At 38.7% G+C, this 22,618-nt stretch carries 21 protein-coding genes; 6 read left to right on the forward strand and 15 right to left on the reverse strand.

The window, feature by feature from the left end:
- Positions 1 to 34 precede the first annotated feature (34 nt).
- The 3 genes from ACOB80_RS19195 to ACOB80_RS19205 are packed head-to-tail and all read right to left on the reverse strand — an operon-like array spanning position 35 to position 2,662.
- Complete coding sequence (locus tag ACOB80_RS19195) at positions 35 to 442, reverse strand: VOC family protein (RefSeq protein ID WP_473167490.1); 408 nt, start codon at positions 440 to 442, stop codon at positions 35 to 37.
- On the reverse strand, positions 432 to 1,652 hold the full coding sequence (gene arsJ / locus ACOB80_RS19200) for an organoarsenical effux MFS transporter ArsJ (protein ID WP_473167491.1): 1,221 nt from the start codon (positions 1,650 to 1,652) through the stop codon (positions 432 to 434). Before arsJ ends, ACOB80_RS19195 begins: the two co-directional genes overlap by 11 nt.
- A complete protein-coding gene (locus ACOB80_RS19205; RefSeq protein WP_473167492.1) occupies positions 1,652 to 2,662 on the reverse strand; it encodes an ArsJ-associated glyceraldehyde-3-phosphate dehydrogenase in 1,011 nt (336 codons plus the stop codon). The genes arsJ and ACOB80_RS19205 overlap by 1 nt, the downstream gene beginning before the upstream one ends.
- A 278-nt stretch (positions 2,663 to 2,940) precedes the next feature.
- Here ACOB80_RS19205 and ACOB80_RS19210 point away from each other — a divergent pair, with 278 nt between their 5' ends.
- Positions 2,941 to 3,339 (forward strand): cupin domain-containing protein, encoded by a 399-nt coding sequence (locus ACOB80_RS19210; protein ID WP_473167493.1) that lies wholly within the window; start codon positions 2,941 to 2,943, stop codon positions 3,337 to 3,339.
- A 59-nt stretch (positions 3,340 to 3,398) separates the two neighbouring features.
- Here ACOB80_RS19210 and ACOB80_RS19215 read toward each other — a convergent pair whose 3' ends face one another.
- From ACOB80_RS19215 to ACOB80_RS19235, 5 genes are all read right to left on the reverse strand, one after another.
- Complete coding sequence (locus ACOB80_RS19215; RefSeq protein WP_473167494.1) at positions 3,399 to 3,650, reverse strand: hypothetical protein; 252 nt, start codon at positions 3,648 to 3,650, stop codon at positions 3,399 to 3,401.
- Positions 3,651 to 3,713: 63 nt separating this feature from the next.
- Positions 3,714 to 5,072, reverse strand: a complete 1,359-nt coding sequence (locus tag ACOB80_RS19220; RefSeq protein WP_473167495.1) for an ABC transporter permease — start codon at positions 5,070 to 5,072, stop codon at positions 3,714 to 3,716.
- Positions 5,069 to 5,806: an ABC transporter ATP-binding protein gene (locus ACOB80_RS19225; protein WP_473167496.1), complete on the reverse strand. Its 738-nt coding sequence runs from the start codon at positions 5,804 to 5,806 to the stop codon at positions 5,069 to 5,071. Before ACOB80_RS19225 ends, ACOB80_RS19220 begins: the two co-directional genes overlap by 4 nt.
- Before the next feature lie 149 nt (positions 5,807 to 5,955).
- Positions 5,956 to 6,390 carry a glutaredoxin family protein gene (locus ACOB80_RS19230; protein ID WP_473167497.1) on the reverse strand — a complete coding sequence of 145 codons (435 nt, stop codon included), beginning with the start codon at positions 6,388 to 6,390 and terminating at the stop codon, positions 5,956 to 5,958.
- A 125-nt stretch (positions 6,391 to 6,515) separates the two neighbouring features.
- Entirely contained in the window at positions 6,516 to 6,845 is a 330-nt protein-coding gene (locus ACOB80_RS19235; RefSeq protein WP_473167498.1) for a hypothetical protein, read from the reverse strand.
- A gap of 390 nt (positions 6,846 to 7,235) precedes the next feature.
- Here ACOB80_RS19235 and ACOB80_RS19240 point away from each other — a divergent pair, with 390 nt between their 5' ends.
- The gene (locus ACOB80_RS19240) at positions 7,236 to 9,365 is read left to right on the forward strand and encodes a winged helix-turn-helix domain-containing protein (RefSeq protein WP_473167499.1); all 2,130 of its coding nucleotides are present in this window, start codon (positions 7,236 to 7,238) and stop codon (positions 9,363 to 9,365) included.
- A gap of 86 nt (positions 9,366 to 9,451) precedes the next feature.
- Here ACOB80_RS19240 and parE read toward each other — a convergent pair whose 3' ends face one another.
- The 5 genes from parE to ACOB80_RS19265 are packed head-to-tail and all read right to left on the reverse strand — an operon-like array spanning position 9,452 to position 13,848.
- A complete protein-coding gene (parE, locus tag ACOB80_RS19245; RefSeq protein WP_473167500.1) occupies positions 9,452 to 11,341 on the reverse strand; it encodes a DNA topoisomerase IV subunit B in 1,890 nt (629 codons plus the stop codon).
- A gap of 38 nt (positions 11,342 to 11,379) precedes the next feature.
- On the reverse strand, positions 11,380 to 11,967 hold the full coding sequence (locus ACOB80_RS19250; protein WP_473167501.1) for a YqiA/YcfP family alpha/beta fold hydrolase: 588 nt from the start codon (positions 11,965 to 11,967) through the stop codon (positions 11,380 to 11,382).
- A gap of 1 nt (position 11,968) precedes the next feature.
- Positions 11,969 to 12,727, reverse strand: coding sequence for a metallophosphoesterase family protein (locus ACOB80_RS19255; RefSeq protein ID WP_473167502.1), 759 nt, complete (start codon positions 12,725 to 12,727; stop codon positions 11,969 to 11,971).
- A 4-nt stretch (positions 12,728 to 12,731) separates the two neighbouring features.
- Positions 12,732 to 13,193, reverse strand: coding sequence for a DUF1249 domain-containing protein (locus ACOB80_RS19260; RefSeq protein ID WP_473167503.1), 462 nt, complete (start codon positions 13,191 to 13,193; stop codon positions 12,732 to 12,734).
- 7 nt (positions 13,194 to 13,200) lie between these two features.
- The gene (locus tag ACOB80_RS19265; RefSeq protein ID WP_473167504.1) at positions 13,201 to 13,848 is read right to left on the reverse strand and encodes an NUDIX domain-containing protein; all 648 of its coding nucleotides are present in this window, start codon (positions 13,846 to 13,848) and stop codon (positions 13,201 to 13,203) included.
- A 171-nt stretch (positions 13,849 to 14,019) separates the two neighbouring features.
- Between ACOB80_RS19265 and tolC the strand changes: the two genes are divergently transcribed.
- Positions 14,020 to 15,384 carry an outer membrane channel protein TolC gene (gene tolC / locus ACOB80_RS19270; protein WP_473167505.1) on the forward strand — a complete coding sequence of 455 codons (1,365 nt, stop codon included), beginning with the start codon at positions 14,020 to 14,022 and terminating at the stop codon, positions 15,382 to 15,384.
- An 85-nt stretch (positions 15,385 to 15,469) separates the two neighbouring features.
- Here tolC and hldE read toward each other — a convergent pair whose 3' ends face one another.
- On the reverse strand, positions 15,470 to 16,897 hold the full coding sequence (hldE, locus tag ACOB80_RS19275) for a bifunctional D-glycero-beta-D-manno-heptose-7-phosphate kinase/D-glycero-beta-D-manno-heptose 1-phosphate adenylyltransferase HldE (protein WP_473167506.1): 1,428 nt from the start codon (positions 16,895 to 16,897) through the stop codon (positions 15,470 to 15,472).
- Positions 16,898 to 16,965: 68 nt separating this feature from the next.
- Between hldE and lpxL the strand changes: the two genes are divergently transcribed.
- Positions 16,966 to 17,904: an LpxL/LpxP family Kdo(2)-lipid IV(A) lauroyl/palmitoleoyl acyltransferase gene (gene lpxL / locus ACOB80_RS19280; RefSeq protein ID WP_473167507.1), complete on the forward strand. Its 939-nt coding sequence runs from the start codon at positions 16,966 to 16,968 to the stop codon at positions 17,902 to 17,904.
- 55 nt (positions 17,905 to 17,959) lie between these two features.
- Entirely contained in the window at positions 17,960 to 18,616 is a 657-nt protein-coding gene (locus tag ACOB80_RS19285; RefSeq protein WP_473167508.1) for a TcpQ domain-containing protein, read from the forward strand.
- Here the strand turns inward: ACOB80_RS19285 and glnE are convergent, their stop codons facing one another.
- The gene (gene glnE, locus ACOB80_RS19290; protein WP_473167509.1) at positions 18,617 to 21,487 is read right to left on the reverse strand and encodes a bifunctional [glutamate--ammonia ligase]-adenylyl-L-tyrosine phosphorylase/[glutamate--ammonia-ligase] adenylyltransferase; all 2,871 of its coding nucleotides are present in this window, start codon (positions 21,485 to 21,487) and stop codon (positions 18,617 to 18,619) included.
- An 83-nt stretch (positions 21,488 to 21,570) separates the two neighbouring features.
- Between glnE and ACOB80_RS19295 the strand changes: the two genes are divergently transcribed.
- A complete protein-coding gene (locus ACOB80_RS19295; protein WP_473167510.1) occupies positions 21,571 to 22,608 on the forward strand; it encodes a hypothetical protein in 1,038 nt (345 codons plus the stop codon).
- Positions 22,609 to 22,618: the final 10 nt, after the last annotated feature.

Below are 22,618 nucleotides of genomic sequence, written 5' to 3' on the forward strand. Positions count from 1 at the left end.
CCAAGATAAAAGTTACATTTTGTTCTCAAATAACTTATTCATTGATTTGCCAATAACTTGCTTCTATTTTATTGCCATCTGGATCCATTACGAAGGCACCATAATATGGATCACCATATTCAGGTCGTTTACCCGGCTCACCGTTACACTTCCCTCCTTGTAACAGAGCTACTCGATAAAACTCGTTCACTTGATGTTGAGATATAGCTACAAACCCAAAGTGAACACCATTACCTGCAGTAGCCACTTTTTTATCGAAAGGAAGCTGAACCCAAAATTCGGGATAGTCTTTACCAAATGCGAGAGCATGCGAGTATTCACTGACTAAATCGATACCTAACGTTGCTAAAACTGGTACATAGAACGCTTTTGCTCTACTGAGATCGTTAGTGCCAATAGAAGCATGACAAATACTTCGTAATTCTCTTTCTTTAATTTTCATTGTCGAGTTTTCTAATCCACATCGCTGACATAAGCGTTAATAATGCCGAGGCTAAAAGGCAGCTTGCAAATCCATACCACTGAAAAATTGCACCCGATAGCACTGTGCCCAATAGTCTTCCTATGGCATTAGCCATATAGTAAAAGCCTATATCCATAGAAACTCCATCGTCACGCGCGAGAGAGACTACCTTATAACTGTGTAACGAAGAGTTTATTGCAAATACTACTCCGTATAATAATAAACCACCAACTACTGCGGGAAATACTCCGCTGTTCTGGTCAACACAGTAGCCAATAAACAGAGCGATAACCGACAAATAAAACGCCACTACCGCAAGAAGCCTGCCATTAACTTGTTCAATATTAAAGGCTTTCATTATTTTGGGAGTAGCCCCTTGGACAAAACCGTAACCTATAACCCACAGAGCCATAAAGCCACCAACAAATTCGTGCTGCCAGTTAAACTGTTGAACAAAGAATACAGGCAAAGCAACGACAAACCATACGTCTCGTGCGGCAAACAATGCCATTCGTGCAGCCGACAAATAATTCAACGCTCTATTTTTAGAAAATACTTGAGAGAACTTCGCCTTATTTTTAGCTTTTCCTAGTGTTTTGTCGAGTAAGACTATACTACCTACTGCGGTAAGAGCTAACACGCATGCCATCAAAAACATAGCGCCTTTAAAGCCTACCGTCGTTAACAGCATTCCTCCTAAAAAGAAGCCAACTCCTTTTAGCGCATTTTTCGAGCCCGTTAATATAGCTACCCATTTAAACAAAGGGGAAGAAGATTGCTCGCTGCTATCTCGCACTAAGCTTTTTACACTCGACTTAGCGCTCATTTTATTGAGATCTTTCGCTACCCCAGATAAAGCTTGAGCAAACATAACCAGCGGGATAGTTAAATACTGTTCAGATACTGTCAGTATTAACAAAGCAACGACTTGTAAACAAAGACCGATATTCATGGTTTTATTTAAACCAATTCGCGCTCCTAGCCAGCCCCCGACTAAGTTAGTAACAACACCAAAGAACTCGTAAAAAAGAAACAGCATGGCAATTTCTAAAGACGAATAGCCAAGTTGGTGAAAGTATAGCACCACCAACATTCTTAATGCGCCATCGGTTAAAGTAAACAACCAGTAGTTTCCGGTAACGATAAGGTATTGCTTCATCGCATGTGTCAAAGGAACATTACTCGCCATTAGCCTTTATCCGATAACCCTACTTTTAACATTAATTCAGCGGTTCTGTTAGCGTATCCCCACTCATTGTCATACCACACATACAATTTTAATTGAGTATCGTTTACCACCATTGTCGATAATGCATCAACGATTGCAGAACGAGGATCTGTTTTATAATCAATTGAAACCAAAGGCTTTTCTTCATAGCCAAGAACACCTGAGAGATCACCTTCGGCAGCCTCTTGCATCAAAGCATTAATTTGTTCTACTGTTACAGGTTGTTGCATTTCAAATACGCAGTCTGTAATGGAAGCATTAGCTAATGGCACTCGAACTGCGTGCCCATTTAACTTTCCTTTTAACTCTGGAAATATATGCGTTATCGCTGTTGCCGAACCTGTTGTTGTAGGAATTAAGCTCATACCACACGCTCTCGCGCGTCGTAAATCTTTGTGGGGTGCATCTAAAATCGTTTGGGTATTGGTAATATCGTGAATAGTGGTCATTGAACCATGAGAAATACCAATATTATCTTGAAGAACCTTAACAACAGGCGCTAAACAATTTGTTGTACACGACGCAGCAGTAACAATCTTATGTAAATCAGGGTTAAACAAATCATCATTAACGCCCATAACAATATTTAGAATACCCTCTTCTTTCACAGGAGCAGTAACAACTACTCGCTTTACTCCTTGAGAAAGGTACTGGTTTAGCAGTTCGGTTTTTTTCATTTTACCTGACGCTTCCACTACAACGTCACATGCTGACCAATCAGTATCAGAAATATTTTTGTTATTTGAAACCTTTATTGTTTGATCGCCAACAACAATAGCCGAGTTGGTGCCAGTCGCAACTTCTGTCCATGTGCCATGTACAGAGTCAAAATTTACTAAATGGGCTAACGTTTCTGCATCGCCGGCTGGATCATTAATTTGAACAAACTCAACATCAGGCCAGTGCCACGCAGCGCGCATTACCAACCTTCCCATACGACCAAAACCATTAATACCTACTTTAATAGTCATACTTTATTCCTCTTTTCACGGCTCTTAGCCACTGATACAAGCAAAATACATCGAATAAATTATTACTATCAATCGGTTGTTTTTCGCTATTTGTTCTGGCTGTAGTGCCAAGTTTACTTAAACCAAAATATTCGATTTTTAATATATACAATTTTTCATATATAGTAATCAGTATAAAGTTCAAAGTAAATAAATTAATGCTTAACTAACAAATAGTATTGTCTCTGCAGTTCGAATAGTTACTATAGAATAACTTTTGTTAAACAAAGATAGAAACGATGAGAATTTTGATTTTATTAGGCTTTTTTACTTCTTCAGTGTTTGCGTTTGAAGCGACTAAATATATTGATGCCATGAAACCAAACGTACCATATGAAAATATTCATGTTGTTCCTCTGGCCACTAATGAACATGCATCGGACTTTCTTGTTTTTATTAAAAATGAAGTAAAGGCGCACTATCACAAAAACCATACTGAAATTGTTTATGTGTTGTCCGGCGAGGCCGAGTTTACACTCGATAAAACGACGGAAAAAGTGTCCAAAGGCTCTTACGTGAGAATAGAGCCTGGGCAAGTGCACAGCGTAAAAGTTACTTCTGCCAAACCACTTAAAGTATTATCGATACAAACACCGCAGTTTTTTGGAAAAGATCGAATCTTTGTCGAACACCCATAAAAATATGGAGATTCAATTCAGTAACAACTTCGTCCGCTAAAAATGAAAAGAAATATTGTCTATTGAAGCTGCGATACTTGATGGTTAGTTGAATAACTAACTGACGACAACTCCGTCTCTAGAGAATGAACTCGCTGCTTCAGTTCTTTTACTTCAAGTAATACTTCTCTTTGTGAAGACTCAGCAATCTCTCTTCTTAACGCTCTTATTTGATTAATAAGTTGCGCTCGATATTTGAAATAGTGACGAATAAACGCCAGTAACAACAACAACGACAGAAAAGTTAAAACCACCATTAAAATCTCTAACATAATTAACAACCTCTCACCTATAGCAATTTATAATGTTCGCGACGTTCCTTATATAATGTCTATCTATCCTAAAAACAGTAGGCTATTCCTTGTTCCTACCGATGACAATAAAACAAAGCCAAGCAAAAATAGTCCTGAAGACATTCCTACTTCTAGCACTAATAGAATGTTGCTAGCTTTATTTGACGACTGAAAAAAACGAAAACTTACCGAAGAAAAACTCGAAGACCGCACAGTTTTCCAGGCGGGAAAACTTCCAATAATTAGCGTAACAGCGACAAAACCAGCTGAAATAATTAACATCAATTCTGTGTTGAAATTAAATTGCCACCAGAATGGCATTACCGCTTCAAGAGAGTTCGGGGCCAACTTAGAAAAAGCTGCAGTAGCAAGCTTTGTAATTAACACTGTTAAGAACACTGAAGCTACACAAATAAGTACACTCTCAAGCATGATTTGTCTAAATAACCGAAATTGGTTAGCACCAGTAATTAGCCTTATCGCAGCTTCGTGTTGCCGCTTTACAATATTAGAAAACAGCAAAACACTGGCATTAGTGCAGGTTAACCCTAATAGCACCAACGCTAATACTTGGAGTACATAAACAGCTTCAACACCTGTTTTCCCCAAATAGGCTCTTTGCAAGGTAGCTAATTTAAACTCATAATTGCGGTATTTATCTGTAAAACGAATTGCTTGCTGACCTATTAACTCACTAAAATCTCTAGAGATATTTTGTTCATCAACTCCCCTAGAGAGCCTTCCAAAAACACTCACCTCAAGGTTATTTTTCTTTATCCTGTCATTGAAAAAATAACTAGGTTTTAACGGTAACCAAATTTCAGTAGCATGAGGAAACTTATACTGCTGTGGTAACACAGCTAATACTTGAAACCTTCTTGAGTTTATTTCTATGAATTGACCGACAACCCTATCGGATCTACCAAAATAGTTTTGAGCAACCATTTCAGAAATCATCACAACGTCTTGTTCATATTCAGAGAGATGTTGATAAGAAAAGAGTTTACCTTCAAGTGGCGTAACAGGCGCTACAGTGAACATTTTCGGCTCACTGTAAACCCCCAAATATTTATGCTTAGATTGATAACCTTTTACCGATACCGGCGCGGTATGAAATGCACTAATATGCTCGAGCATATTATTTTTATTTTTTATTTCTTGGTACAGTCGATAATCGAGGTTGTTAATTGAATATTGAGCGTTATTTTTAACACTTTCAATTATGCGAATTTGATGCTCACTAAAAAATGGCAGTTTCGCATTTAAAGTAGCATGTGCAAGCATTAATACAAATAACGCACTGCTAACACCAAATGTCATCACCAGAACCGTAAAGGTTGTATACCTATAGTTCCGAGACATTTGCTTTAACAGCTGCCAACAATCAATTGCTATGTTCATGCACTTTCAGCAGCGAGCATTGGAGGTACTTTAGAGGCTAATTGCGCATGTGTTAAATAGTCTCTAACTATTTTTCCTTGCGACAATTCTATTACCCGATGAGTATGAGCAGTAATACTTCGATCGTTAGTAAACCAAATTATTGTTATGCCTTCATCATTTAGTGCACTAAATATCGAGATGAGTCTAGCTTTGGCCTTTTCATCAAGGTTACCTGTAGGTTCATCAGCAAGTAATGTCGATGGCTCACCAACAACTGCTCTCGCGATTGCAACTCGCTGTTGCTGTTCTTCAGATAATTGGTTAGGAAAATGGCCGGCACGATGCAGCATATTCACTTTTTCTAAAGACTTCTCGACTTTCTCTTTACGAGCGACTGAAGATAACTCACCACGATAAATTAGCGGAAGCTCTACGTTTTCGAAAATAGTTAAATCTGGTATCAAATTAAGCGATTGAAATACAAAGCCAATTTCACTATTTCTAAATTTAGCTAACTCTACTTGTCCCATTGAGCCCACATCTCTATGGTTAAAGAAGTATCTGCCATCTGACGAACTCTCAAGTAACCCTAACACGTTAAGCAAAGTTGATTTTCCAGACTTTTCAGGCCCAACAACAGTGACAAACTCTCCTCTAGATATTTCTAAGTTGATATTAGTCAGCACATAAAACTCATTTTTAGACGAGCAGAATAACTTCGATATGTTTTCAAGTTCGATATAATTTTTCATCTTAACCTCTAATTAATCGATACCTTTTTTTTATTAATAAGGCTATTCAATCTTTGAACTAATAAAAGCCAGCAATTCTGCTTCTTTCAGTTTCGCTAGTTGCTTCTTTACGTTACTTTCGTTTGTTGACGCGCAACATACGTTGTTTGTTAATAATCTTTGATGTTAACCAATGGAGCATAGGGCAACCTGTTCTCAGCTATAACTGAGCGCTCAAGCCAATCCTTGTTATACCCAGTAATTTTCAAGTAGCGGGTTATCACCATTGGAACCTTTCCACCTTCGAAGTTGTTGAACTCTTCCATTGCACCTGGAGAATTATTAATATCACGATAAACAAACTTGATATTTTGTGCCTGCAATTCATCTACTGCTAATTTGCAGGCAGTGCAGTTTTCTTCACCGTATAAAATAACTAACGCTTCTTCTTTATCTGCAAATGCACTAAGGTTTTCTTGAACAACAACGGCGGTTTGTTGTTGATTTGCTCGAATAATGCCAATAATCAAAGCAATCGTGATCAACAGCACAGCCAAGTTTATAACTAAACTTGCTGCGCTCGCAGGTCCCTTTAGCTCCAACAAATTGCTCTTCCTGAGCTCCCTTTCCGAATAATAGGTTGTAATCACAGAATGCTTACCTTATCTAGAATGTTTAACTTAAAAACAGGGGGGTTAAAAATTGTCAATTCAATAGCCCCGCTGATTCATTAAAAATCTGGAGCTTTACACTCTGGGTAAGGTAAACATCTGCCACCAGTGCTGCCTTTAATACCTCTTTTCTTATCTTTCAAGTTACGCTTCAACTCTACATTAGCACCCTGAGCTTTCTCATTTTGACTAATATTTCCAGTTACTTTTAAAGCTAATGCGTTGTGCAAAACCGTCTCATTAAAAAATTCTTGTTGGTCTGTCTGTGCAGGTACTGAGTCTATATCACTTAAGTTTTTTGATTCAGGTGCTTTTGAAGGAGCAGCAATTGCTAACGTTGCTGAACAGATAGTTGACACTGCTAACGTAGTTAATTTTTTATTATTCATAACTATTACCTCATACTGGTATTTTTTGTTAAAAGTTTTATTGAATTAAAAAGCTAATAAATTCAAAAAACCAACGAAGAAACATAAACACTTTGTTTTTGGTCTATGACCTGTTAGGTCTACGGCAGCAGACTCTACAAACCAAAATCAAACGCTTATGCTCTCATTGCGAAATTCGATTTTAAGACTCTACCAATCGAGTTAAAATTTCTTTATAAAGTTGTAAATAATTTAAAATATTTACTTTCAAAGAGTTTATAAAAGTTTATAATTCACGTTAAACTTTTGAATTTTAAACAAATAAGCTCTTCTTTTTTTCTATTCGAAAATTGTGTTTTGTTATCGTGTATTTCGGTGATAAATTAGTCTGCAAGGAGAAAATAATAAAAAATGAGCGAAGTTTACTTAGGTCACCACACTTTTTTTTACCTGCATTTAAATAAAGTTGTCGTAAAGCAAGGTGATAAAATAAACGAAGTATTGCTAGATAATCTCGAGTCTAGCGTGCTTGCTTTTTTTATTGAAAATCCGCACCAAGATATTACAAAAACCGAGTTAATGGATTTATGGCAAGCGCAATATGTAATGGAACATTCTTTAACGCGTGTCATATCTACTTTAAGGAAGAAACTCAGTGATACGACAAAGCCAGTAAAGTTTATTAAAACAGTTCCAAGAATTGGTTATAGGTTTGTTGGTGATGTAGTTAAAAATGAACCCGAGATTAAAAAAGAGACAATATCAAACGAACTCCCGTCGGTCGATAATAATACTAGTGCCCCCTCTGAAACTGAACCGTATTCGGAAACATCACAACAGCTAACAGTAGAATCAGATTCAACTAAACGAGCACCATTTAATTACAAGTATTTATGGTACTTCTTCATCGTAGGGGTGTTTTTAACGACGTTAACAGTTTACCTCACACTAAAAGAAAATACCGTTGAAGTTCAATTTGGACAAACGCCAGTTGTTGAATTAATAAATGACGATGTTCATAAAAAACAATATTCTGTTGATCCAACGGGCAATGTTATTGCTTATGCCGCTTTTACGTCGACGAATCAAAGCCACCTAAAGTTCAAGAAGTTAGACAATAAATCAATCAACAAATACCAAAAGCAAGGCTTATCATATTGGGCTCCAACGTGGATAAACAAATATCAACTAGCAGTTATAGAATTCAAGCAAGGCTATTGCTCTGTGAAGAAGCTCACGCTGTCAGAGTCATATGAAGTAATAAAAGATCAGTTTATTATTAGTTGCAACCCTTTAACTGCAAGCAAAGGGCTCGCCGCACTTAATAACAGCACCTTGATTATGTCAGATACCGGCACCATTTCAGAGCCAATGCAAATGTTTTCTATTAATATTGAATCGGGAGCCAAAAAACTTGTAGGGCCTTCATTTAGTGAAGGACATGGCGTATATAGAATTTATATTAGCCCGGATAAACAATATTTAGTTACCTTATCAACGGCTGATTGGGTGTCTACGGACATTCACGCCTTCTCCACTGATAATTTAGACACGCCCATTTGGCATAACAATGTAAACCTTCCGCTATTTTCAGTCGCCTTAGACAACAATAAAATCGTACACAAAACCGATAAAGGCAGTTTAAGCGTCGTATTTTTTCAAAACAACAAAAGTGATGCCTACCCGATACCATTGTTATTAACACGCCCTATCTATTCACCGACTTATTTTCCTGGAGGCTTTATTTTTTCTGAAGGGTTTTATTACGCCCACAAAGTAGTTGTTAATGATATCTACGCCAATGAAAAAGAGCCGTTGTTCACGCTGACAGGCACTAAGATTCAAAAGCCGGTATTAATTGAAAATAGTGGAGTTATTTATTACTCCAACAAGAATGGAATCAGTCAAGTATGGTATTACGATATCGAGCAAAGTACTCACACTCAGCTATCTCGATTTGATTCGCGTCATTTAATTGAAGGAATTATTTATGACGACATTAGTAACCGACTAGCTATTAATACAAATTTTGGTATTTATATCAGTCACTTCGATAAAACTGGTGAGTTGGGCGAGTCAATGTTAATTGATGGTCAAATTCCACAATTTTGGCAAGGTAAACTATTGTTCAATAGACAAAATTCAGGAAACGCTGTTTATATACTTAATGATGAAACTAATAGTACAGAACCTCTAATTAAGCGCGGCGCATATCATGTTTCAAGTGATGATGAAGACCTTTTTTACTCAAAGTACTATCAACCAGGAATTTGGAAATATAATAAAAATGGTGAAGACACCTTAGTTTACCAGAAGCTAGAGTCAATCAAAGAGCAAAAATGGAGTGTAAAAAATGGAGTACTATTTATTACATACCCTAACAGTGAAGATATTACTAAAGTAGATTTACAATCGCAAAAAACGACTAAAATAAGAAATAAAAAGTGTGCAAATTTAGCATTAGTTTCAAATGGAAAGTGTATTTCTATAGAGAGAGAAATAGTCCCTAACCGTTTATTACGCTATCAATTCAACGAGTAGTATTGTTGTAAATTCAACTAACGTAAATCCAAAAATAATAAAGCCCCAATGTAGGGGCTTTATCTTAATTAATTTGCAACTTGCTGTTAGACAACTTCGACGCTATCACCTTTTTCTTGCAGCCACTCTTTTCTATCGCCGCTGCGTTTTTTTGATAGCAGCATATCCATAACTTCCATGGTTTCATCGAACTCGTCAACGGTAAGTTGCACTAAGCGACGTGTATTTGGATCCATGGTTGTTTCTCTAAGCTGAAGAGGATTCATTTCACCTAGGCCTTTGAAGCGCTGTACATTGACCTTACCACGCTTTTTCTCTGCTTCAATACGGTCCAAGATTCCATTTTTTTCATCTTCATCTAATGCATAAAAAACTTCTTTGCCGACATCAATTCGATACAGCGGAGGCATAGCAACATATACATGCCCTGCTTGCACTAAAGGTAAAAAGTGCTGCGTAAATAATGCACAAAGTAAAGTTGCAATGTGAAGTCCGTCAGAGTCCGCATCAGCAAGAATACAGATTTTTCCGTATCGCAAACCTGATAAATCTTCAGTATCAGGGTCGATACCTAAAGCTACTGAAATATCATGAACTTCTTGTGAAGCCAAAATCTGACCAGACTCTACTTCCCAAGTATTCAAAATTTTACCGCGCAGTGGCATTATCGCTTGAAACTCTCTATCGCGCGCTTGTTTTGCACTACCACCAGCAGAGTCACCTTCCACTAAAAACAGTTCAGTTCTGTCATTGTCTTGGCTACCACAATCCGTTAACTTTCCGGGTAATGCAGGCCCCTGAGTGACTTTTTTACGCACGATCTTTTTGGCAGCTTTTAAACGGCGTTGCGCATTACTAATACAAAACTCAGCCAAAGCTTCAGCAATTTCAGTGTGCTCGTTTAGCCACAAACTAAAGGCGTCTTTGACAACGCCAGTGACAAAAGCGGCACATTGTCGAGAAGATAGTCGCTCTTTAGTTTGACCTGCAAATTGCGGATCTTCTAATTTAACCGAAAGAATAAATGAACAGCGATCCCAAATATCATCAGGCGTTAGTTTTACGCCTCGTGGAATAAGGTTTCTGAATTCACAAAACTCGCGCATCGATTCAAGTAAACCTTGGCGTAAACCGTTTACGTGAGTACCACCTTGCACTGTCGGAATAAGGTTTACATAACTTTCGGAAATCGCTTCGCCACCTTCAGGTAACCAAGTTACCGCCCAGTCGGCTGCTTCATTGTGAGAAGTAAATTTACCTACAAATGGCTCTTCTGGCAGGCTCACATAGTTTTTAACTGACTCTTTTAAGTAGTCACATAAACCATCTTGATAACACCATTTAAATTTTTGGTCTTCATTTTTATCATGAAACTTAATGGTCAAGCCTGGGCAAAGTACTGCTTTGGCTTTCAATAGATGAATTAAACGTTTCGCTGAAAACTTAGCTGAATCAAAATATTTTGCATCTGGCCAGAACTTTACACGTGTTCCCGTATTTCTGCGGCCCACCGTACCTGTCTCTCGAAGTTCTTCGACTTTATCGCCATTTTCAAATGCCATTTCATACACTTTGCCGTCGCGACGCACAGCTACATCGACACGAGTAGACAGAGCATTAACAACGGAAATACCTACACCGTGTAGACCACCAGAAAACTGATAGTTCTTGTTTGAAAATTTACCACCGGCATGAAGCTTACAAAAAATTAGCTCTACGCCGCTTACCCCTTCTTCAGGATGAATATCTGTAGGCATGCCTCGACCATCATCGATAACTTCTAGCGACTGATCTTTATCTAAAATTACAGTAATGTTTTGGGCATAGCCCGCAAGAGCTTCATCCACAGAGTTATCGATAACCTCTTGCCCTAAGTGATTAGGACGATTGGTTTCTGTGTACATTCCAGGGCGGTGTCTAACAGGGTCTAATCCACTGAGAACCTCAATGGAGTCGGAGTTATATTGTTCACTCATAGTAAAATTCTGATCATTATTATCATTAACGGCTGATATTATGTAATTGGCGCTTTCTGCAATAAAAACGACATAATTGAGGGTAACATGGCTTCATAATTTATAAAACTATGATCGCCACCTTGTTGAACCTCTAACTTACTATTTTTAAATTGCATCTTTGCTTGTCGATAATCTAACACTTCATCATCAGTTTGCACCATAACATAATACAAATCTGAAGAAATTTTGTTTTGATATAAGGCTTTAAGTTCTTCCATATGACTAGAAGTTACCTCATAGTGCTCGTTCGTATACGGATTAACTTGTGGACCTATATAGTCTTTGAGTAACTCAAAAGGCCTTACTGCTGGGTTAATTAATACCGCATTCTTTTTATATTTCTCGGCTAAATAAGTAGAAAAATATCCGCCAAGGGATGAACCAACAAAACACCAATTATCGTCAGGGTATTTATGGATAATATCTTCTAATTGTGCAATAGCACTATTGGGCGAGCTTTTAACTTGTGGACAATGAAACACAAGGTCGATTTGTTTATCGGCAATATAGTTTTGTGTTATCAAAGCTTTTGCAGATTGTGACGATGAATTAAAGCCGTGGATATAAAGGAGTCGGTTTGTCATGTTAGTCATCTAAAAATATAGGTGTGGTATTTATTTGTCCGTCGTTATATAACTCAAATACCCTAAACCCAGAGTTTAACCCGGCATTAGCGACCGTCGGCGCTTCTTTATCAAACTGAATCGATGTTGCAGGGCAAGTAAAAAGAGGCACATCACCAGCTGCAGCAGGTAGCTTTTGTTCAATAGCGTTATGCACATGACCACAGGCAATTGCTTTAACCTCGTTGCATTGAGACAAAAACTGATAGAAACAATCTTTATTCATTAAGCCATGACGATCAATAAAGTAACCTAAATCTACCGGGTGATGATGCATCACAAATAACTGGTGTTTTTGCTTATCAACATTTGCCATATACCTTTCTTGCTCTGATTTTTGCCAAATACCAGCCGGCGTATCGCTTTTACTACTAAATAATTGAATTTGCCACTGACCAATATCGATAACATCATCTTGTTTAAATGGTGGCTTTGAAAGAAAATTTTTATATTGCTCATCGCTGTCGTGATTACCTAGTACTCGGTAGACATCAAGATTAGGAATAATGTCATTCACTAAACGCGTAAAATTCCTATACGATTGATCGCTATGATCTTGTGTTAAGTCACCAGTAAAAATAACAAAATTTAGATCTTTATCATCACTTAACTTGATTAGCACTTTTTCTAAGTTATCAAATACATTTGTACCATGATGCAGTGCGGATCTATCGGCAAATAAATGACAGTCGCTAAACTGAGCAAATTTTATAACACCCATTGTACTAATTTTGCTGCCAGTTAAGGGTCACCTGACCTAGTTGCAGGCTTAACTGCAGCCACTCTTTAAGAAACAGATTTATCTGTTGTTTTTCATCCGGTAAATGCATCTTAGCATTAGGGTATTGATATCTAGGCTTTACTTGCCTGACATCTTGATTGCTAATAACTTCAGCCATTCTAGCGTCGTGATACAAACGAATCACCATTTTCGGTGACATAAACTGAGAAAGTTTACAGCCATGAACAACTGCGTCTTGCGACATTGTAATAAGCGAGGTATAGCGAGTAACTTCATTGACGACAATTCGGTAAGAAAGAAAATCCGATATAAAAAATTGACAGCTTTCCCCTGCTTCTTCTTTATCTGCGAGCAAGCGCAAAAGCATCATGTAGTTGACTTCACAAAGGTTCATCAAGCTACTTAAATTTGGTCGGTATGTCGTGTTAGCAGAATTCTTAATCAACGGATGATTACCTTTCTTCATTACCAAAAGATTGATAGTTTAATGCCAGCCATTGTAACCCAATAATGGTTGCCGCATTAATGATTTTTCCCTCTTTTAGAAACTGTAACGCATCTTCTCTTGATACAATGTGCCGCAGAATATCTTCATGTTCCTCATCTAGCCCAAATATCCCACTGCTTTCAGGAATATCTACATTTGCTATATACAGGTGTATTTGTTCACTAATTCCACCAGGGCTAGACAAGTAAGTCATAATTTTTGATAACTGATGAGGTTTTACATCAATACCAGATTCTTCATAAGCTTCACGAATGGCAACGTCCCCAGGCTTTTCACCTTCATTAAACATTCCCGCTACAAACTCTAAACACCAAGGAGCTGTTTGTGTGCGAACCGCCCCTGCCCTAAACTGTTCGAGTAATACCAATTTATCTTGTTTGCTGTCATAAATAATTAGCACTACCGCGTCACCTCGCTCAAATACTTCCCTAGTAAAGAGCTCTGTCGTGCCGCCATCATACTTTTTATGGCTTATTTGGTACTTGTCTACACTAAAAAAGCCATCAAAGCACTTTTCTTTCTTGTGAACAGTATAGTCATCGCCCGACATCGTTAAAATTTCAGCTACATGCTGATTATTCTTTTCTTCCACAGTTTTGTTATTCCACAATTTTTTACAATAAGAACATAGCAATACACAAAATGTTACACTAGAATAGCTTGATAAACATTTATACTATTTAGCTTATCAATAATAGAAGATAGGATACTGGGTACTAATAACAAAGACAAAGTATACCTATTACAAAGGAAATGCTACAGCATGAAAAAAACTCTCACATCACTAGTCGTTGGATTGTATTGTGCCACCGCAGCTGGCTTGGCATCGGCACAAGATCTTCTGACTACGTATGAATTAGCCAAAAATAACGACCCTGTTGTATTAAAAGCACAAGCGCAATTTAATGCAGCTCAAGAAGGTATTATTCAAACTCGCGCTTTACTATTACCAACTATTAAAGCTAGCGCTAGTTTTTCAGATGTTACCTCAGAAAGTGTAGCAACTGCAGATAATGAAATTGGCTTACCAGCTGGTTCTATCTACGACACAGGCACAGAGACTACAAGATATAGTGCTTCACTTGATATGGACATCTATCGCCATAGCAGCTGGTTACGCTTAGACAATGCTAAGAAATCAGCTCATCAAGCAGACGTTGCATATCAGTCAGCAAAACAAAACCTTATAGTTCGCGTAACTCAAGCCTACTTTAATGTGTTAAGTGCATTAGATGACTTGGAATTTGCTAAAGCAGAGCGTGCTGCGATCGAGCGTCAACTTGAACAAACAAAACAACGTTACTCTGTTGGCTTAACAGCTGTTACAGCCGTTCATGAAGCACAAGCTGAATACGATAACGCTGAAACTGAAGTAATTCGCTCTGAAAATGCGGTATTTAACGCTGAAGAAGCGCTACGTGTAATTACCAATGTTTATCCTCAGAACTTGAATGTATTAAATACAGAACGCTTCAGTGCTTCACGTCCATTCCCTGATAGTGCAAACGAATGGCAAGAAACTGCGGAGTCAAAGAATTTAGACTTAATTGTACAAAAAATTGCTGTGGACATAGCGAAAGAAAATATTGGCATAGCAAAAGCTGGTCACTTGCCAACATTAAGTTTGTCCGGTGGTTTATCAAGAACGGGTAGAGATGTAACAGAGCCTTATAATTACAATGGCGAAGACCTAGATGAGCAATCTATCTCACTTACTCTTAATGTACCTATCTATGAAGGCGGTGCAACGTCAAGTGGTGTTCGTGAAGCTCAAAGTAATTTTGTTGCCGCTAGCCAAGATTTAGCAAGAACTCACCGTGATGTTGTTCGCAATGCACGTAACTCATATAACACAGTTATTGCGTCAGTTTCGGGTATTAAAGCATTACAACAATCAGTAATTTCAGCAGAAAGTGCATTAAAAGCAACAGAAGCAGGTTTTGATGTTGGTACTCGTACAATCGTAGACGTATTAAATAGTACACGTAATTTGTATAACGCAAAACGTAACTTGTCTTCTACTCGCTATGGCTACGTTCAAGCAATTTTGAACTTAAAACTAGCTGGTGGCACGATTTCAGAAGCAGACATCGCGCAAATTAACCAAGGCTTAAAAGAAGCAGAATAATGTAGGTTAATCATCAGTTAAAAAAGGGAGCTGTTGCTCCCTTTTTCTTTACTTGAATATATTCGAAGATTCGAAGGTTGAAAGATTAATCCTCTAGGCGAATAGTATTGATAATTTGCGTTGTAGAAATACCTTGCTCAAAGTTTAAAACTTTCACTTCGCCGCCCGCTTGCATGACTTCTTTTCCGCCAGCAATTTCTTCCACTTTGTAATCACCGCCTTTAACTAAGATATCTGGCAGTATATTGGCAATAAGGCGCTGTGGTGTGTCTTCAGAAAATGGTACAACCCAATCAACGGCTCCTAAACCAGAAAGAACTGCCATTCTTCTATCGACAGCATTTACCGGTCTACCTTCACCTTTTAATCGCTTCACTGAATCATCGTCATTTACCGCAACAATCAAACGTGTACCTAATTCGCCAGCATGACCTAAATAAGAAACATGCCCAGCATGCAATATGTCAAAGCAACCGTTTGTCATCACGATTTTCTCACCGCGAGCTTTTGCTAGATCTACGGCAATTTTTAATTGCTCTTCGGTAACTACACCAAAACCACTTTCACTACCTGAAGATAGTTCATTTAGAAGCTCAGCTTCGCTAACGGTAGATGTTCCTAGTTTTCCTACGACAATACCAGCGGCCATATTAGCTAATGCGCTTGCTTGTAAGAAGTCAGCATTTGCAGCAATAGCCAGAGCTAAAGTAGCGATAACTGTATCGCCTGCACCTGTGACGTCATAGACCTCTTTTGCCTGCGTAGGTAAGTGGAATTCTTCTTTATTCTGCCTTAGCAAAGTCATCCCCTGTTCACTACGAGTTACTAAAAGCGCGGCAAGATCTAACTCTGAAAGTAAGTTTTGTCCTTTAGCGACAATATCTGCTTCGCCACTACAATCACCTACAATGGCTTCAAACTCACTCATGTTTGGCGTGATCAAATCAGCGTAACGATATTTACTAAAATCAGTTCCTTTAGGATCAACTAATATTGCTTTACCGTGTTTTTTCGCAATCTGGATTAATTGCTCTACATGAGACAGTGTTCCTTTATCGTAATCGGACACAAGTAAAACGTCATACTCAGCTATCAGCTCTTCGACTTTTTCATTTAATGGCGTCTTATCCACGTGATGAATCGGTTGTTCAAAATCAAGACGAATCAGTTGTTGGTTGCGACTCATCACCCGCAATTTTGTAATCGTTGGGACTGCTGACGTTTTGACAAAATGGCAATCAATATCCATTGCTGACAATTGAGTTTGTAACGCTTGCGCAGCTTCATCTTCTCCAGTTACGCCCGCTAACGCAACCTTACCACCTAAAGAAGCGATATTTAACGCAACATTAGCTGCGCCGCCAGGGCGATCATCGTCTTGATGAATTTTTACAACAGGCACTGGAGCCTCAGGTGAAATGCGCTGAGTTGGCCCATGCCAATAGCGATCTAACATAATATCGCCTACGACGAGTACACTTGCTTGGCTAAAAGCCGGAATATCTACTTTCATCCTGTATTCCATAACAGATATAATGGCGTAAGTGTATCATACGTCTATCATTGAGTTGAATTGTTGCCGTGAGTAAAAACAAAGTTTTACAGCCTAATTTTAAATTATCTTTTCTTCTGCCTAAATATTGGTTGGTATGGTTCGCCACCCTGATCATGTACAGCATTTCTTGGCTTCCTTATAAAGTACAGCTAATACTCGGACGAGCTATTGGACGCTTAATGTATAAAATTGGCGGTAAACGTCGACGCGTTGCTGAAACAAATCTAAAATTGTGCTTTCCAGAAAAAAGCAACAACGAGATTGAACGATTAACGAAGAAGAACTTTGAAAATACGGGCATTGCTCTACTTGAAACTGGCATGGGTTGGTGGTGGCCAGAATGGCGTATCAAACAAAAAGTCACTGTGAAAGGATTAGAGCATATCGCTGAAGCAAAAGCGCAAGGAAAAGGCATTTTACTTCTCGCCATGCACAATTTAAGTATTGAAGTTTGTTGCAGAAGCATGGGAACAATCCACCCCTTAGTTGTGTTTTATCGACCACACAATAATCCGCTGATGGAATATTTTCAGTTCAGAGGCAGAGGGCGCTCTAATAAATACATGTTAGGAAAAAAGGATGTTAAAGGCTTATTAAAAGCACTTAAAGACGGTGAATCATGTGCTTACTTACCTGATCAAGATTACGGTAGAAATAAAAGCCTTTTTGTTCCTTTCTTTGCAGTACCAGATACAGCCACTACAACCGGTACTTTAATTTTTGCACGCAGTAAAAACGCGCAAACTCACATGTTAATTCCTTCGAGAAATTCAGATAACTCAGGGTATACGCTAGAAATTAAACCCGTATTAGAGAACTTCCCTAGTGGTGATGATACGGCAGATGTAACCAGAGTAAATCAAGAGCTTGAAAAAAATATTTTGGAAAACCCTGAACAATACATGTGGTTGCACCGCAGGTTTAAAACGCGTCCAGACGAAAATGCTCCCTCATTGTATAGTTAGTCATATTGCTATATCTTAGGTAAAGTGAAAGTTAATTGTTTTTGTTGGGTTATTTATGTTGTTTTGGATTAAAAATTTTGTTTTTGCCGCAATATTAATTGCTCTTGCTTATTATCTCATAGCTAATGAGGAGGAGTTATTTGGTAGCTCTTCTTCAGAGGTTGTAGAAGAGCAACAGCAAACGAAACCTGAAAAAAAACCTAGTGTCGACAAAAAACAAACCAATGCAGCTGCTGAAGGCTTATCTCGATTTTACGCTAATTTGCGTGGAAAAGATGACGGCGAAGGCCCTCGTGTTAGAAATAATATTGTCTACCTCGACGAACCCGACGGTGATCTCGTTGAATTATTAGAAGCTAAGCGCATGGTCACACGCCCTTTGCGCTCTAATTGGCGTAGCAATAAAGTCAATCGCCCGTTCAGACCTCCGTTCACTTTACATCAAAAAGTAAGAGAATATGCAGAAGAAGAAGGACTTGATGTTATATGGTGGTTAGATAGAGACTTCATTATCAAAGACCCGTTTCGCATAAATAAAGATATTATTGATACTGCTCACCAAGTGGGGTTAGCAGTAGAAGGTCACTTTCAAAATGGCCTGTCGACCTATTTTTGTAACCAACAACGAACGCTCGTATTTATTGAAAAAGAGCTTTCCTATTTAGATGAGCGCTGTATAAAACTCCCTCGTAAAAAAGTAAGCTCTTATTAGTTAATTTAAGTATCGCCCAATAATCTCACTGATAGGCGTAGCCTTTTCTTCAAATAGCAGCTTTTCCATTAGTGAGTGACTATTTTGCAAACTTTGTCGGTGAGCGAAGTCTCGTAACTCACAATACCGCTGACTCAGCGTAATTTGTTCCTGTTGTTCAATTGCATTTACGCCAGCTAATGACTGTAATATTCTCAAGTTATCTGAATATCGACATACCTCAGGGTGTTCATTGGCTAGCTTTAACACCAGATACTGCACCATAAATTCTATATCAACTAAGCCTCCCTGCCCCTGCTTTATATCTATCTCTAGCTCATCTGACTTATCTAAATGATCACGCATCTTTTGCCGCATACTGAGTACATCTCCTTTAAGCTTCGCTGTATCTCTAGTACTAGCTAATACCTGCTGACGTACACCGGTAAACTGGCTGATCAATCCTTCGCTACCATAAACACATCTTGCTCTAACCAATGCTTGATGCTCCCAGGTCCAAGCTTCATTAAGCTGGTACTGCGCAAATGTTTCGATACTGACCACTAAAACGCCAGAATTTCCTGAAGGCCTTAATCTCATATCGAGTTCATAAAGCTGACCACTCGACATACGCGTATTGAAGATATGCATGATTTTTTGCGCTAGCTTGCCATAAAACTGGCTTGCCGATATCGACTTGTCACCATCTGTATATTCATTAAGATCACGATCGTGAATGAAAACTAAGTCTAAATCAGAGCTATAACCAAGTTCCATGCCACCAAGTTTACCGTAACCGACAACTATAAACCCTTTATCTGTGCCTTGTAGCGATTGTGGTTTACCAAATCGCTCAACAATTTGCTGCCACGCTAGATTAACAACTTCCTCTACTAACGCCTCTGCCAGCGCGGTTAAGTGATCACTTACTTTAGTGATAGGTAATACGCCGACCACGTCTGCCGCCGCTATTCTTAATTGTTGAGCCTGTTTAAACTGACGTAAGCTATCCATTTGCATTTCAATATCATCAGGAACCCGCAACATATATTGCCTAAGTTCATGCACATAACTTGTTAACTCAGGAGGGTTGTTTAATAGCTTAGGATCTATCAACTCATCGAGAATAATTGGATATTTAGCTACATGTTCGGCAATCCAATAACTGGCGCCACAGAGTTTTACAAGGTGAATAAGCGCACCTTGATTTTCATAAAGCAACTCAAGATAAGCGGTTCTGGTACTTACTTTATTCAAAATCCAAATTAAACGCTCCAAGGCCTCGTCATTTCCGCGAACTTCTTTTAGATGGACAAGTACCCTCGGCATCAATTTATCTAAAACTTGTCTACCCCTTAGGCCGATAGCTCGTTTATCGATGTCATTTTTAAAAGCAACTAGAGTCGACCACACACGCTGTGCTGGCCAATCAGGTTGCTTTGCGAGTATCCAATCAATCGACTCTTCGTCGCTCCACTGACTGTCCCAAAGTGCAACCCAATGAGGGTCATCAGACTCCTGATTAGGCACTTCTTCGCCAATAATTAACGCAAATTCTTGATGAACACTAACCATAACCTGCAAAGTTGCATCAAGTAATTCCGACCAATCGTTAAACCTGCCTTGCTCAAATATCGCCAATAAACGTGCTTGGTCTAATTCGTTGTCGGGTAACGTTTGAGTTTGTTGGTCATTAAGTGCTTGTATTAAATTTTCTAGTCGACGTAGAAAATAGTAAGCCCGTGCTAACGTTTCTTTGGTCGTTTCATTAATGGCTGCATGTTCCACTAAAAGAGGTAGAACCGTGAGCAAATTACGTTCTTGCAGTTCAGGCGTTCTTCCACCACGAATAAGCTGAAAAACCTGCACGATAAATTCAATTTCTCGAATACCACCAGCACCCAGTTTAATATTATTTCTAAGTTGCTTGCGCCTTACTTCTTGGCTAATCATTAACTTCATTCGGCGCAATGAATCTATCACGCTAAAGTCGATATATCGTCTAAATACAAAGGGGCGTAGTAAAGAAGAAAGCTGCCCGTGATATTTTCCTTGGCCAATCAAACGCGCTTTTAACATCGCGTATCGCTCCCAGTCTCGCCCTTGTTCTTGGTAGTAATCTTCCATAGCATTAAAGCTTAAAACCAAAGGACCACTGTCCCCAAATGGACGTAAGCGCATATCAACTCGATAAACAAACCCGTCAGCGGTAACTTGATGCAAAGCAGCGATTAGCTTTTGCGCTAGCCGTGTAAAGAAAGAATGATTATCTAATACGCGATTTCCTCCATGTGTTTCACCTGATTCTGGATAAACAAAAATCAAATCAATATCAGAGGAAAAGTTAAGTTCTTTACCTCCCAATTTACCCATACCATAAATTAGCAAAGGTAAGGTTTCACCGTCGCTATTACACGGCCTTCCCCACCTCTGATAACAGCTATTGGCTAACCAATCTCTTGCGGCGAGAATTAAGGCATCTGCCAATTGGGACAATCTAGCCAAACTAATATCAAGGCTAATATCAAGAACCATGTCAGCAAACGCAATTGCGACCATATGCTTGCGACGAAACAAACGCAGTAAAGTATGTAATTCAAGCTCTGAACTGCAACTTGCCAAATGCTGTTCTAACAACTTGTCGTATTGAGGTACACCCAATTGATAAATCTCGTTTGATAGAAACAACTCCGTTATTAAATCTGGGCTTGTCATCGCACTGGACAAAATAAAATCACTGAGCGCTATAGCTGACTTAAAGTCTGCCTTAATGTTAATATCAGCGCTTTCTATTTTTAATGAATTTGCTGGATGTAATTCACTAAACTGTTGCCAAGCTTTATGTTTTTGTTCTTCTAACAAAGGGGAATGAATCGTTGTAGGCTTATTCACACAAATTTCCTATTTGAAGTGTACACTGGTCAATAGTTGTTACGAATTCTTGCATTTAATTCGTAGGAAATAATAGACATATTATGTCAACGATGTTATTAATGAAGCATAACCATAGCATTTTTGAGGGAACTATGGCAGAAATGCAAAAAACTATTATCAGCATTTTTGTACTTTTATTGATCTTGTCAGGATGTTCAGATCCAGTAAAAGAGCAAATCGCACAACAAATTCCTGTCACAGAGCAACGAATTGCTCAATTGGCTTCTGCATTAGAAGGCGGCGACATACGCAACGCAACGCTTATCAAGCAATATGCAGAACACATAAGTGGCAAGAAACCTGAGTTATCGCAATTAACTAACGAATTTTTAAAAGATACTACGGTTCAAGGGCCGATGTATAAATCTCTTTTAGACCGCTTAGATACTGCGAAAAATCAGCCGCAAATGTTTGCATCAGAGCAAGCGAGGTTTGAAGAGCTCGTCAACATTTACCAAGCCGCTGACCCTGTATTGTTCTCTGACGCATTAAGTGATCCCTTGAACGTACTGGCAGATATGTCTGGAGGCGAATTACCTCGAGTAAATGCATTAGGTAAAGCCGCAAGCTTGGCCGCTAACAACGCTCAAGATTTCGGGATTGGCGAACAATTAATTGGTAACCCTAACTATGGCTCTTGGCAAACCGACAGCAGCGGTATGTCATTTTGGGCTTGGTATGGTATGTTCTCGTTAATGGACGATCTATTCGATATCAAACGTAAGCGCACTTATTATCATCAATGGGGCAAAGGCAGAAACTACAGCTACTACCACGATTATGGCCGTACTCGTTATAGCTCGCCGAATCAGTTAAGAAAACAGCAGCAAGTAGAAACACGTACAAAGAAATCTTTTGCTAGTAAAGGCCAGCGTTTTAACAGCCCTTACAGCAAGAGTAAAACGGGCGCATCTAGTTTATCTGGTCAAAGTAAATCAGCACAAACTAGCGCAAGTCGATTTGCCTCAAAATCACGAAATACCAGTTCTTATGCGAAAAAATCAGCTAGCCGTAGTAAAAGTGCTAGTTTTAGAAATAGTTCGCGTAACACATCTCGTAGTTTTCGCCGCGGAAAATAAAAGCAACAAT

It is taken from the genome of Thalassotalea coralli (assembly GCF_055786205.1).

Excerpts from the sequence above, each read along its gene's own strand:
- ACOB80_RS19285 (WP_473167508.1), top strand. The coding sequence starts at position 17,960 with ATGTTGTTTTGGATTAAAAATTTTGTTTTTGCCGCAATATTAATTGCT.
- ACOB80_RS19235 (WP_473167498.1), bottom strand. The coding sequence starts at position 6,845 with ATGAATAATAAAAAATTAACTACGTTAGCAGTGTCAACTATCTGTTCA.
- tolC (WP_473167505.1), top strand. The coding sequence starts at position 14,020 with ATGAAAAAAACTCTCACATCACTAGTCGTTGGATTGTATTGTGCCACC.
- ACOB80_RS19255 (WP_473167502.1), bottom strand. The coding sequence starts at position 12,727 with ATGGGTGTTATAAAATTTGCTCAGTTTAGCGACTGTCATTTATTTGCC.
- parE (WP_473167500.1), bottom strand. The coding sequence starts at position 11,341 with ATGAGTGAACAATATAACTCCGACTCCATTGAGGTTCTCAGTGGATTA.
- hldE (WP_473167506.1), bottom strand. The coding sequence starts at position 16,897 with ATGAAAGTAGATATTCCGGCTTTTAGCCAAGCAAGTGTACTCGTCGTA.
- ACOB80_RS19250 (WP_473167501.1), bottom strand. The coding sequence starts at position 11,967 with ATGACAAACCGACTCCTTTATATCCACGGCTTTAATTCATCGTCACAA.
- ACOB80_RS19210 (WP_473167493.1), top strand. The coding sequence starts at position 2,941 with ATGAGAATTTTGATTTTATTAGGCTTTTTTACTTCTTCAGTGTTTGCG.
- ACOB80_RS19205 (WP_473167492.1), bottom strand. The coding sequence starts at position 2,662 with ATGACTATTAAAGTAGGTATTAATGGTTTTGGTCGTATGGGAAGGTTG.
- ACOB80_RS19225 (WP_473167496.1), bottom strand. The coding sequence starts at position 5,806 with ATGAAAAATTATATCGAACTTGAAAACATATCGAAGTTATTCTGCTCG.
- ACOB80_RS19295 (WP_473167510.1), top strand. The coding sequence starts at position 21,571 with ATGTCAACGATGTTATTAATGAAGCATAACCATAGCATTTTTGAGGGA.
- arsJ (WP_473167491.1), bottom strand. The coding sequence starts at position 1,652 with ATGGCGAGTAATGTTCCTTTGACACATGCGATGAAGCAATACCTTATC.
- ACOB80_RS19240 (WP_473167499.1), top strand. The coding sequence starts at position 7,236 with ATGAGCGAAGTTTACTTAGGTCACCACACTTTTTTTTACCTGCATTTA.
- ACOB80_RS19215 (WP_473167494.1), bottom strand. The coding sequence starts at position 3,650 with ATGTTAGAGATTTTAATGGTGGTTTTAACTTTTCTGTCGTTGTTGTTG.
- ACOB80_RS19195 (WP_473167490.1), bottom strand. The coding sequence starts at position 442 with ATGAAAATTAAAGAAAGAGAATTACGAAGTATTTGTCATGCTTCTATT.
- ACOB80_RS19220 (WP_473167495.1), bottom strand. The coding sequence starts at position 5,072 with ATGAACATAGCAATTGATTGTTGGCAGCTGTTAAAGCAAATGTCTCGG.